Annotated in this window: 13 protein-coding genes; 2 read left to right on the forward strand and 11 right to left on the reverse strand. The window is 71.4% G+C overall.

Going from position 1 to position 11,617, the window contains the following annotated elements:
* On the reverse strand, nucleotides 1-1,410 hold the full coding sequence (locus ABZ876_RS11650; RefSeq protein WP_361778035.1) for a M1 family metallopeptidase: 1,410 nt from the start codon (nucleotides 1,408-1,410) through the stop codon (nucleotides 1-3).
* A gap of 64 nt (nucleotides 1,411-1,474) precedes the next feature.
* Here ABZ876_RS11650 and ABZ876_RS11655 point away from each other — a divergent pair, with 64 nt between their 5' ends.
* A complete protein-coding gene (locus ABZ876_RS11655) occupies nucleotides 1,475-1,975 on the forward strand; it encodes a hypothetical protein (RefSeq protein WP_361778038.1) in 501 nt (166 codons plus the stop codon).
* A 91-nt stretch (nucleotides 1,976-2,066) separates the two neighbouring features.
* Nucleotides 2,067-2,741 (forward strand): pentapeptide repeat-containing protein, encoded by a 675-nt coding sequence (locus ABZ876_RS11660; RefSeq protein ID WP_361778041.1) that lies wholly within the window; start codon nucleotides 2,067-2,069, stop codon nucleotides 2,739-2,741.
* A gap of 72 nt (nucleotides 2,742-2,813) precedes the next feature.
* On the opposite strand, the gene ABZ876_RS11665 is transcribed toward ABZ876_RS11660, so the two are convergent.
* The 10 genes from ABZ876_RS11665 to ABZ876_RS11710 all read right to left on the reverse strand — a co-directional run bounded on the left by ABZ876_RS11665 (nucleotide 2,814) and on the right by ABZ876_RS11710 (nucleotide 11,105).
* Nucleotides 2,814-3,287 (reverse strand): GNAT family N-acetyltransferase, encoded by a 474-nt coding sequence (locus tag ABZ876_RS11665; RefSeq protein WP_361778044.1) that lies wholly within the window; start codon nucleotides 3,285-3,287, stop codon nucleotides 2,814-2,816.
* 83 nt (nucleotides 3,288-3,370) lie between these two features.
* Entirely contained in the window at nucleotides 3,371-4,777 is a 1,407-nt protein-coding gene (locus ABZ876_RS11670) for an FAD-dependent oxidoreductase (protein ID WP_361778047.1), read from the reverse strand.
* A gap of 10 nt (nucleotides 4,778-4,787) precedes the next feature.
* Complete coding sequence (locus ABZ876_RS11675; protein ID WP_361778050.1) at nucleotides 4,788-5,453, reverse strand: rhomboid-like protein; 666 nt, start codon at nucleotides 5,451-5,453, stop codon at nucleotides 4,788-4,790.
* Between the two features lie 329 nt (nucleotides 5,454-5,782).
* On the reverse strand, nucleotides 5,783-6,115 hold the full coding sequence (locus tag ABZ876_RS11680) for a TcmI family type II polyketide cyclase (protein ID WP_361778053.1): 333 nt from the start codon (nucleotides 6,113-6,115) through the stop codon (nucleotides 5,783-5,785).
* A 20-nt stretch (nucleotides 6,116-6,135) separates the two neighbouring features.
* Nucleotides 6,136-6,615: an SRPBCC family protein gene (locus ABZ876_RS11685; protein ID WP_361778056.1), complete on the reverse strand. Its 480-nt coding sequence runs from the start codon at nucleotides 6,613-6,615 to the stop codon at nucleotides 6,136-6,138.
* A 1-nt stretch (nucleotide 6,616) separates the two neighbouring features.
* Nucleotides 6,617-6,874: an acyl carrier protein gene (locus ABZ876_RS11690; protein WP_361778059.1), complete on the reverse strand. Its 258-nt coding sequence runs from the start codon at nucleotides 6,872-6,874 to the stop codon at nucleotides 6,617-6,619.
* A gap of 30 nt (nucleotides 6,875-6,904) precedes the next feature.
* On the reverse strand, nucleotides 6,905-8,158 hold the full coding sequence (locus ABZ876_RS11695; RefSeq protein WP_361778061.1) for a beta-ketoacyl synthase N-terminal-like domain-containing protein: 1,254 nt from the start codon (nucleotides 8,156-8,158) through the stop codon (nucleotides 6,905-6,907).
* Complete coding sequence (locus tag ABZ876_RS11700; protein ID WP_361778064.1) at nucleotides 8,155-9,423, reverse strand: beta-ketoacyl-[acyl-carrier-protein] synthase family protein; 1,269 nt, start codon at nucleotides 9,421-9,423, stop codon at nucleotides 8,155-8,157. Before ABZ876_RS11700 ends, ABZ876_RS11695 begins: the two co-directional genes overlap by 4 nt.
* Nucleotides 9,420-9,881 (reverse strand): cupin domain-containing protein, encoded by a 462-nt coding sequence (locus ABZ876_RS11705; protein WP_361778067.1) that lies wholly within the window; start codon nucleotides 9,879-9,881, stop codon nucleotides 9,420-9,422. Before ABZ876_RS11705 ends, ABZ876_RS11700 begins: the two co-directional genes overlap by 4 nt.
* 69 nt (nucleotides 9,882-9,950) lie before the next feature.
* The gene (locus ABZ876_RS11710) at nucleotides 9,951-11,105 is read right to left on the reverse strand and encodes a SchA/CurD-like domain-containing protein (RefSeq protein ID WP_361778070.1); all 1,155 of its coding nucleotides are present in this window, start codon (nucleotides 11,103-11,105) and stop codon (nucleotides 9,951-9,953) included.
* Nucleotides 11,106-11,617: the final 512 nt, after the last annotated feature.

The following is an 11,617-nucleotide window of genomic DNA, read 5'->3' on the forward strand; positions in this document are numbered from 1 at the left end:
CTACGGCCGCTTGGGCTTTCCCTCCCCGTACAGCCAGTCCCGCCAGAGGGGACCGAAGTCCTCGTCCGGGGCCTTCTTCTCCACGTACGCCGTGAAGTCGGCCGTGGACGCGTTGCCGTGGCGGTGGGCGGCCGCCCAGCCCTGGATGATGTCGTAGAAGGTGTCGTCGCCGACCGTCTGCCGGATCTTCTGGAGGACCATCGCGCCCCTTTCGTAGACGGGGCTGTCCGAGACATGTGCGGCGCCCGTCGGCTTCGCGGGCGGGAACGCCCAGATCGCCTTGTTCTCCTCCGGGTCGTCGTAGTAGTCGCCCCGGTAGAGCGCGTCGAAGGTCTGCTGGGCCGTGTCGCCGCCGTGGTCCTCGCGCCACAGCCACTCCGCGTACGTGGCGAACCCCTCGTTGAGCCACATGTCGCGCCAGCTCTCCGGGGTGACGGAGTCGCCGTACCACTGGTGGGCGAGTTCGTGGACGAGGGTGGCGGTGTCGGGCGCGCCGGGGAAGACCGGGCGGGTCTGCGTCTCCAGGGCGTAGCCCGCGGCGTCCGCGCTGCCGACGACCGCGCCGGCGGAGGAGAAGGGGTACGGACCGAAGTTGTCCTCCTCCCACTCCATGATCTCCGGGATCCGCGCCAGCACCTTGCGGCTCGCCTCGGCCTGCGCCCGCTCGACGGCGGCATACACGGGCAGGCCGTTCTTCAGGGCGGAGCGGGTGATGTCGTAGCGGCCGATCGCCACCATGGCGGCGTAGCTCGCCATCGGCTGGTCGGTGTGCCAGGCGTAGGTGGTGCGGCCGTGCTCCGTCGTCCGGCCCGTCGGTTCGCCGTTGGAAACGGCCTGGAGGCCCTCGGGGACGGTGACCGCGATGTCGTACGTCGCCTTGTCGGACGGGTGGTGGTTGCCGGGGAACCACGCCATCGAGCCCGCCGGCTCGCCGAGCGCCAGGGCGCCGTCGGCGGTCCTGAGCCAGCCTTCCTTCGAGCCGTCCGGGTCGGTGAGCGTCTCGGGTGTGCCCGAGTAACGGACCGTCGTGCGGAACGTCTCGCCCCGGTCGAGGTCGGTGCGCGGGCGCACGGTCAGCTCCTGGCCGGCGCGGTTCCAGCGGGCTCCCTGACTCTCGACCGTGACACCGTCGACGTCCAGCCCCTGGAGGTCCAGGTCGAAGGCGGACAGGTCCTCGGTGGCGCGGGCCGTGATCACCGCCGTGCCGGTGAGGTGTCGGTGCGCCGGGTCGTAGGCCAGGCTCAGGCCGTAGTGCGTGACGTCGTACCCGCCGTTGCCGGCGCGCGGGAAGTAGGGGTCGCCCAGCCCCGGGCCGCCGGGGGTGCCGTGCACACCTCCCCCGCACGCCGTGAGCACAACGGCCAGCAGCAGGGCAGGGAAAGGGCGTATGGGGCGTATGTACCGGGACACGTACGCGATCCTACGGTGGCGGCCCGCGACGGCGGAGGCAGGCGCGGCGTGACACCATCGCCCCGTGCTCGACATCGGCTACGCCCTCTCCAACCGCTTCCCCGACCCCCCGCAGACCGACTACCGCCGCGCGGACGTCCGCGCCCTGCGACACGACCTGTTCTGCGGTGACGTCTACCTCGCAGACACCGAGGCGGACCGGGAGCTGTCCACAGCCTGGGGATGGGTGCCCGTGCTCGACTTCGCGTGGGCACTGTGCGACATCGTCGAACTGCTCGACCGGGATCCGCTCGGCAGCCGCGCCGCCCGGCCGCAGCGCGCGGAGCTGGACTTCACCGAGTCCACCGACCGTCTGCTCTTCCAGCGCCGCTTCGGCTGGGTGGACATCGACGCGGAGTGGCTGCCCGCGGCCGAGCCCCCGCTGACCTTCTCCCACACCGAACTGCGCCGCGAGGCACGGGACTTCCTGCACGACCTCGTCGCCGACCTCACCGACCTCCACGAGGACCTCGCCGACAACCCGGCGATCTGGACCCTTCAGGCCCGCTTCCCCCGCGTCGGCTGAGCGGGCGGTGCGACGCGGAGGGAACGGGACGGCGTCCGGGCCGTCGTCGCAGGCCGGGGCGAGTGTCAGTGGCGGGGTGCAGCATGGGGGCATGGTGCGCGGCGATCGGGTGGTGAAGCCGGCACGGCGGCCGGAGGTGCGGCTGCCGGAGCTGGTGGCGTTCACGGACGGGGAGTTGACGCCGGACGGGGACTACGACGGGCTGGAGTTCCGGGACGTGGACCTGGCCGGGCAGGAGGGCGCGGGCGCCCGCTTTCTGGACTGTGCGCTGACTGGGTGCGCACTGGACGAGACGGAGTTGCACCACGCGCGCGTGGTGGACTCCGTCCTCACCGGAATACGGGGCGTGGGCACGGACCTCGCCGAGGCGAGCCTGCGCGATGTGGAACTGGTGGACGCCCGGCTCGGCGGTGTGCAGCTGCACGGCGCGGTACTGCAGAGGGTGCTGGTACGCGGGGGGAAGATCGACTGTCTGAACCTGCGCAGGGCCAGACTCACGGACGTCGTCTTCGAGGGCTGTGTCCTGGTCGAGCCGGACTTCGGGGGCGCCCGGCTGGAGCGGGTCGAGTTCGTGGACTGCGTCCTGAAGGAGGCGGACCTCACGGCGGCGACTCTGGTGGACGTGGATCTGCGGCGCGCGGCGGAGCTGGACATCGCCCGTGGCGCGGACCGTCTCTCGGGCGCGGTGATCAGCCACGCCCAGCTTCTGGACCTGGCGCCCGTGCTGGCGGCGGCACTGGGCGTACGGGTGGCGGAGGCCGGCTGAGCCGACGGGTGCCCGGGCGGCGGCTTCCGCGGCCCGCGCAGCCTGCCCTCGTCCGCCGTGTCCGCCCGCGGTCTAACCGCGCCGTCCCAGCTCGGCCAGCGCCCCGTCCGTCAGGCGGTACACCGTCCACTCGTCCTGCGGGCGGGCGCCCAGGGCCTCGTAGAAGTCGATCGCGGGACGGTTCCAGTTCAGGACCGACCACTCCAGGCGCTCGTAGCCGCGGGCCACGCATATCCGGGCCAGTTCCGTGAGAAGCGCCTTGCCGTGGCCGCCGCCGCGGGCCTCCGGGCGGACGTACAGGTCCTCGAGGTAGACACCGTGCACGCCCCGCCAGGTGGAGAAGTTCAGGAACCACAGGGCGAAGCCGACGACCTCGCCGTCCTCCTCGGCCACGTGCGCGAACGCCGCCGGGCGCTCTCCGAACAGGGCCTCGCGCAGCTGTTCCGGGGTCGCCCGTGCCTCCTCCGGCGCCTTCTCGTACTCGGCCAGCTCGCGGATCAGGGCGTGGACGACGGTGATGTCGTCGGGTGTCGCGGTGCGGATCATGCCCGCAGTGTCACACGGAGGGAGCGAGGCCCGGCAGGCCCCGCCCGCGCACCCCGAGGCGATCACGGCCGGCAATGGGTGGGTCAGTGCCGCCCGGCCACCCGGTCCGCAAACCGTGCCAGCCTCGACGACTGGGCACCGGGCGCGGTGAGTTCACGCCGGTCCGCGGTGCGGTAGGTGGTGTACATGCCGTGCACCCCGAGCCAGCGCAGCGGCTCCGGCTCCCACTTGCGCACCCGGTGGTTCACCCAGGGCAGCGTGGTGAGCTCGGTCCCACCGGCCTGGCCCGAGTCCTGCTGGACGAGGTCGCGGAGGGTACGTGCGGCCAGATTGGCGGTGGCGACGCCCGAGCCGACGTAACCGCCCGCCCAGCCGAGCCCCGTCGCACGGTCCAGAGTGACCGTCGCGCACCAGTCGCGCGGCACCCCGAGCACACCCGACCAGGCGTGGGCCACCCTCACCCCGGCCAGCGACGGGAAGAAGCGGACCAGGATCTCGTGCAGCGCCTCGACGGTGGCGGCCTGCGTGCGGCCGTCGTTGTCCGTGCGGGAGCCGAAGCGGTAGGGCACGCCACGGCCGCCGAGCGCGATCCGGCCGTCGGCGGTGCGCTGCGCGTACATGTACGCGTGCGCCATGTCGCCCAGCGTCTCGCACCCCTCCCAGCCGATCCCGGCCCACTGCGCGTCGGTCAGCGGCTCGGTCGTGATCATGGAGGAGTTCATGGGGAGCCAGGTGCGCCGCTGTCCCTTCAGCGAGGCCGTGAAGCCCTCCGTACAGCGCAGGACATAGGGCGCGCGGACCGTGCCGTAGGGCGTCACCGCGTGCTTGGGACGGATCTCGGTGACCGGTGTGCCCTCGTGGATCGTCACACCGAGCGCCTCCGCGGCCGCCGCGAGGCCCTTGACCAGCTTCACCGGGTGCAGCCGCGCCCCGTGCGGGGTCCAGGTCGAGCCGACCGCGTGCGCAACCCGGATCCGCTCGGCGGTCTCCCGGGCGCCGTACAGCTCGCGGTCCTTCTCACCGTAGGACAGCTCCTGCTCGTGGAACGCCTTCAGGCGGGCGAGCTGGGCGGGTGTGTACGCCACCTCAAGGACACCGCCGACGCGCACATCCGCGTCGATGCCCTCCTCCTCGGCGACCCGGACGACCTCGGCGACCGTCTCGTTCATCGCCGTCTGGAGGCGTACGGCGGCGTCGTGGCCGTGCAGTCGCGCGTACCGGTCGCGGCCCGCGATGCCGTTGTAGAGCCAGCCGCCGTTGCGGCCGGAGGCGCCGTAGCCGCAGAACTTCTGCTCCAGCACGGTGATGCGCAGGAAGGGTGCCGCCTTCTTGAGGTAGTAGGCGGTCCACAGACCGGTGTATCCGCCGCCCACGATCACCACGTCGGCGGACGCGTCCCCGGCCAGGGGCTCCCGCGGGGCGGGGAGGCCGTCGTCGGCGTACCAGAAGGAGATGCCGCCGTTGACGGCACCGCTCGCTGCGCTGTTCATGCGCGGGACGTTAACCCCTGAGGGTGGCCAGTGTCTCCTTCGGATTCCATGCTTTTCCGCGGCTCCGGGTGAGCGGATAGCAGCCAAGACCGATCAGTACCGATATGAAATGCCCGAAATCGGTGAAGGTGGGGTTGAGGGCGAGAGGGGTTGCGTACACGAGGAGGACGACCGGCAGATACGCGTAGCGCCAGGGCGCCGCGATCCGGTAGGTGAGCACCGCGACGACGCCGGCCAGTGCGTAGCTGACCCCTATGTCCAGGGTGTCGGCGGCGGACAGGGGGGCCACCCCCCGGCGTATCGCCTGGAGCAGGGCTCCCTCGCTGGCGAGGGTGGCCAGGACGTGCGCGGCGGCACACACCGCCAGCCAGCGCGCGGTACCCAGCCAGCGCTCCGCCTGCGCGTGGAAGACGGTGTAGAGCGCGGCGTACGGCAGCCAGTGCCCGCCGTCGATCCACATCGCGCTGGTGATGAACGCACGGAGCGGGTTGGACGACAGCGCGTGGAGGTTGGTGGAGCGCTGCCGCAGGAAGTGCTTCTCGAACTCCGGCGGCATGTGGTGCAGGGCGACGGTGGTGACGAAGAGGATCGCCAGCCAGAGATAGGTCCCCGGGGCGCTGCGGACGTACGCCGCCGCTGCCCCGAGTCCACGCCTCAGCGGTATCACCGGGTCCACAGACGTAAGTATGGGCGGCTATGTGGTCGGGGTGCCCGGCGAGCCGGGGGAGCGACCTGCGGTGACGGTGCCGCGGACGGCCCGCGAAATCCCACCCTCGTACGTGCGTTCAAGCGGACACGCCATCGAATGAACGATCCGGTCTTCCATCGGCCATAAGGGTTCACGGCGGGCCGCGGTGAAGACCGCGCTCCACGTCCGGCGCGTGAAGCCGTCACCGCTCAACCGCTCGCACCGGCGAAACGGTCACCGCTCAACCGCTCACACAGACCGGTCGCCGGGTCCGCGTCCATCGCACGGGCCCGGCGACCGGTGGCCGTATGGGCGGTTCAGGGGGTGACATCACGCTCCCAGAGGTAGAAGCGCCGCGCCATCGCGTCCTTCGGCGAGCGCCAGGTCGCGGGGTCGTAGGCGCTGACGTATGCGGAGAGCCGCTCGCTGATGTCCCGGAACTCCGGGTGCCCGACCACTTTGGCGACGGCGGGACCGGGATCCCGCTCGGACTCGATGAGATGCAGGTACACATCGCCGAACTGGAAGAGGCTGCGCCGGGCGACCCCGACCAGATGCGGCAGCTCTCCCCGGTCGGACTCCTCGAACACCTTGGCGATGTCCGGGGCGGACCCCGGGGTCATCCGGGCGACGATCAGGGCTTGGTGCATCGGGCTGTCCTCCGTCCGGCTCAGTCGGTGAGGGCAGGTGCGGTCCGGTGCTCGGCGGCGACCTGCTCGATCCGGTCCCGGATCAGGGCCATCTGCACCTTGGAGTTGCGGTTGATGTTGTCGGTCATCCAGGCGTCGTCGACCGGCGCGTCCGGCTTCATCTCGAAGTCCTGCGTCCACACCATCCGGGTGCCCTCGGCCACCTCCTCGTACTGCCACCGGATGTTCATGTAGGCGAAGGGGCCCGGCTCGACGCGGCGGGCCCGGACGCTGAGCCCGGGGCGGTCCGTCTCCCGCTCCGACACCCAGCTCCACACCGTGCCGTTCTCGTCGGGGTGCATGGTCAGCCGGAAGGTCGTCCGGTTCCCGTCACGCGACAGGACCTCACAGGAGGCGTACTCGCTGAACAGCCGCGGCCAGTTCTCCAGGTCGTTGGTCATGTCCCAGACCAGGTCCAGCGGGGCGGCGATGGTGATGGCGTTCTCGGTGTGTCCGGCCATGTCAGGCTCCAGCCATGAGGGTGGTGTTGACGAGATCGAGGAACTGCCGCGGGGTCTTGCAGCGTTCCGCGTCGGGCGGCATCGGCGTGTCGTGCCGGTTCTCCAGCTCCCCGACGATGCCGAGCAGGCCGAGCGAGTCGATGCCGAAGGCGTCGAAACCCGAGTCGTAGCGCTGCTCGAGGTCCGCCGGGTCCACGGTGACCCCGGCGGCCGTCTTCATCAGTTCGGCCAGTTCTTCCACGGTGATTCGGTCACTCATGCGGTTCCTCTCCTTTGCTGCGGGACGGCCTCACCAGGAGGCGTCGCCGGCGCCGTGCCGCAGCACGAGCGCCGAGTTCGAGCCCATGAGCCCCCGGCTGAGGACCAGCACCGTGCGCAGCTCGGCGGCACGCGCGCGGACGGTCACCAGATCGAGGTCATGGCAGATGTCGAAAACGTTGGGAGTGGGCGGGATCAGGTCGTGCTCCATCGCGAACACCGCCGCGGCGGCGTCCAGTACGGGCGCCGCGCAGTAGCCGCGGCCGACACCCGTCTTCGGCGCCGTGACGGGCACGTGCCTGCCGTGCGCGCCGAGGGCGTCGGCGATCGCCAACGCCTCGGCACGGTCCGCCGCCGGCACCCCGAGAGCGTCGGCGAACACCACGTCGATCTCCTCGGGCGCACAGGCGGCCTCGTCCAGGGCGCCGCGGATCGCATGGACGAGCCCCTCCCGGGACTCCTCCCAGCGGGAGGCGCCGGTGAACGTGGCCGCGTGCCCCGCGAGGACGGCACGCACGGGCACGCCCCGCTCCCGAGCCGAGGCCACCTCCTCCACGACGAGCATCGCGCCGCCTTCCGCGGGCACGAACCCGCAGGCGTCGGCGGTGAACGGACGGTAGGCGCGGACCGGGTCCTCGGCGGTGCTCAGCTCCTCGTACCCGAGCTGGCAGACCCCGGAGTAGGGAGCCAGCGGCGCCTCCGTCGAACCGGCCACCATCACATCGGTGCCGCGCCCCACGGCCCGCGCGGCGTGCGCGAGGGCATCGAGGCCGCCGGCCTCGTCGGCGGCCACGACCGAGCAAGGGCCCTTGAACCCGCGGCGGATGGAGATCTGACCGGTACTTGCGGCGTAGAACCAGGCGATGGACTGGTACGGGCCCACGAAGCGGCTGCCTTTTCCCCACAGCCGCTGCAACTCCCGCTGTCCGAACTCGCCGCCTCCGGACCCGGCCGCGGTGACCACCCCGGCGGAGAACGGCGAGCCGCCGAGGTCGGTCTGGCCGAGCCGGGCGTCCTGCAACGCCAGGTCGGCCGCGGCCATCGCGAAATGCGAGAACCGGTCGGTCTGAACGAGGAGGCGCTCCTCGATCGCCGCCGCCGGCTCGAAGGAACGGACCTCGCCCGCCACCCGCATCGGCAGATGCTCGCATCCATCGCGGGTGACCCGGTCCAGGACACTGACACCCGCCTGGGTGGCCTTCCAGAAGGTGTCGGTGCTCGTTCCGTTGGGCGCGACGACGCCGATTCCGGTGACGCCGGCACGCCTGACGTGCGGTGCGCTCATGGTGTCCTCTCCCTTGGCCGGCTCAGCACCACCGCCGACTGGAACCCGCCGAACCCGCTCCCCACGGAGAGCACGTTGTTCAGCCTCCGCTCACGGGCGACGCGCGGCACATAGTCCAGGTCGCACTCGGGGTCCGGGGTCTCGTAGTTGGCGGTGGGCGGTACGACCTGACGGTCCAGGGCCAGCACACAGGCCACCACCTCGATCGCCCCGATCGCCCCGAGGGAGTGCCCCACCATCGACTTGATGGAGCTCATGGGCGTGTCGTAGGCGTGGTGCCCCAAGGCCCTCTTCACCGCCGCGGTCTCGTGCCGGTCGTTCTGCCGGGTGCCCGAGCCGTGCGCGTTGACGTAGTCGATCGCCGAGCCGTCGAGCCGCGCATGGTCCAGCGCCTCGTCGATCGCCCGGGCCATCTCCAGGCCCTCGCTGGTGAGACCGGTCATGTGGTAGGCGTTTCCGAAGGTGGCGTAGCCGCTGAGCTCGCAGTACACGCGCGCACCGCGGGCCCGGGCGTGCTCCAGCTCCTCCAGGACGAGCACCGCGCCGCCCTCGCCCATGACGAACCCGTCACGGTTGTTGTCGAAGGGACGGGAGGCATGCGCGGGGTCGTCGTTGTTCGGAGACGTCGCCTTGATCGCGTCGAAGCACGCCATGGTGATCGGGGAGATCGGCGAGTCCGAGGCGCCCGTCAGGCACACATCGGCCCTGCCCTCCTCCACGGTGTGCAGGGCGTATCCGACCGCGTCGAGCCCCGAGGTGCAGCCCGTGGACACGGTCTGCACCGGCCCGCGGGCCCCGAAGCGCTCCGCCACCGTGGAGGCGAGGGTGCTCGGCGAGAACGCCCGGTGCAGATGCGGCTCGGCCCGCCGGTGATCCACGTCCCACCGCTCCCCGTGGTTGCTGACCAGGACGTAGTCGTGCTCCAGCCGGGTCGTGCCGCCGACCGCGGTGCCCAGGGAGACCCCCATCCGCCAGGGGTTCTCCCGCTGCGTGTCGAGACCGGCGTCACGCACCGCCTCATCCCCGGCGGCCATGGCGAACTGGATGTACCGGTCGCAGCGCGCGACCTCCTCCGCGTCCAGCCCATGGGCCACGGGGTCGAAGTCGCACTCGGCGGCGATCCGCGAACGCAGGCTTGACGGGTCGAAGAAGGTGATGCCCCGCGTCGCGGTACGGCCGGCCGCGAGCAGCTCCCAGAACGCCGGTACGCCGATGCCGCCCGGTGCCACCACGCCTATGCCGGTGACCACCACGCGCCGGGTCATGAACGGACCTGGTCTCGCTCGACCGGCCGGGCACCGCCCGCCCCGGCTGCCTCTGCCTCGACCGCGACGGCGCTGGTCTCCTCGGTGTCCACGTGGCCGAGCTGCGGGCGCGGAGCCAGCGGGCCCAGATGGAAGACGATCCGGGCTTCCGTGTCGCCGACGTTGCGGAAGCGGTGCCGCATATAGGCGGGGATCAGCAGCCCCTGCTCGGGCCGCAGCGGCTGCGCCTCGCCGTCCAGGTCGACCTCCAGCCGTCCGCAGATGACGTATACGAACTCCTCGGAGTACGGGTGGTAGTGCTCGCCGATGCGGTCGCCGGGCTGCACGATGGCCACGCCCATGAATCCGCTGGTGGAACCGACCGTGGCCGGGGTGAGCATGGCGCGCAGATCGCCTCCGCGCTTGGTGTTGGGCTGGGTCTCGTGGAGATTCACGATCCTGGGCCGGGGTTTGATCACGACGTTTCTCCAGTGGTGTGCTGCATCGACAAGGGGGGCTGCGCGGCCGCTGTGGCCCGCGAGTGGCGGTCAGACGTCGGCCGACCGTCGGTCCGTGACGAGTTCCATGCGGGCGAGCTTGAACAAGCGCGCCGCGTCGCCGCTCTCCAGCGCCGGCCCGTCCGCACCGAGGGCCTCGCCGTCGAGGAGGGACATCAGCTTGGCCGCCTGCGTGGAGTCCGCGCGGCCGAGGGAGTGGGCCGGATCGCCGCCGAGGCCGCTTTGCACGTCGACCAGCCGCACCACGATGTCGTCGCGCTGGAAGATCGTGCTGCGGACGACCGGGCACTCCGGGTCGTTCGCCGCGGCTTCGTCCTGCTCCGCGAGCAGCCGGGCCACCTCCATCCCGCGCCCCGGCCGGGCCGGGTAGTACAGCGCGTGCCGCGCCGCCCCCGGGAACTCGTCGTCCGCCGTCACATGGTGGACGGCCGGCACGGCGGCCGTGAAGAAGAAGATCCGCGCGGCCTCGGGGTCGCTCAGGTCCCGCTCCTGCTCCAGATAAGGGTTGATGGCCTCCTCGACGGCCCGCACCTGGGGCTGCCGGGCGACGTGGCGCAGCGCCGCGGGCAGGTCTCCCTCCACCTCGACGGCGCGTACGACCCGGTTGCCGTGCATGAACAGCGAGGTCCGGCACAGCCGTGTGGTGTCGTCGACCCGCGACTCGGGCGGGGCGTAGTCGGCGAGGATCTTGGCGACGGTCTGCTCGCTGCCGGGCTTCACCGTGAAGGTGAGCGCGTGACGGATCTTGCCGTCACCGATCCGGGCCGCCGACTGAAGACGACGCGTGCCGGACTCGGCCGGCGCGGGGACGCCGGTCTCGCGGACGATGTGGAAGCGCAGCGACCGGGTGTCCCGGACACAGTTGCGCAGCGGCCGCACCATCTCCATGTGCTCCTGGCTGTTCACCCAGGCGAGGAACGGCGGAGCGCTCTCCCACTCGCTGGTGATGAGCCACTGGGAGGGGTTTTCGATCGACTGGCAGATCTGGTCGCTCACATGCCCGGGAACGGACGCTACCTGGCTGCACAGATGCTCGTACGCTTCCAGGAACTCCTGCTGGGCTTCGTCGTGGACGTCCACCAGCAGAACGACCCGGAGACTGGAGCCGTCGAAGACGGACTGGGCGACACGTTTCGGCACCTGCCGTGTCACCGGTCCTGACACACGCTCAGACATTGTGGTCATCCTGCGCACATCTCCTTGCTCGGGGGAGGCAGAGGGGCACGCCGACGAGGCGTGACGCAACGTCAGCGTTCCTCGATCTTGAGCCGGTGACAGAGTGCGCGCGACTCGTATGAACCACGTGGGTGAGTGGAGCCCGCGGACCCACGCGGATGGCTGTCCCGGCACCGTGCTCCGGAGGGGGCCTCGCCCGTCTCGGCGGCCGGCGCCCGCGCAACCGGACGGGCTCGTGACCTGCCGGCCCCGAGAGGCGGGTGGGAACCCGGAGGCGGCCCTACGCAAGCGGGGGGCGAGCCCGGGAGGAGCGACCCTACGAAAGTGGGGGAACCCGGACGCGGCCCTACGCAAGCGAGTGGGAACCCGGACGCGGCCCTACGCAAGCGCGTGGGAACCCGGACGCGGCCCTACGCAAGCGAGTGGGAACCCGGACGCGGCCCTACGCAAGCGCGTGGGAACCCGGACGCGGCCCTACGCAAGCGAGTGGGAACCCGGACGCGGCCCTACGCAAGCGCGTG

Origin of the sequence: Streptomyces sp. NPDC046931 (genome assembly GCF_040644655.1) — a bacterium.
In the GTDB taxonomy this organism is placed as follows: domain Bacteria; phylum Actinomycetota; class Actinomycetes; order Streptomycetales; family Streptomycetaceae; genus Streptomyces.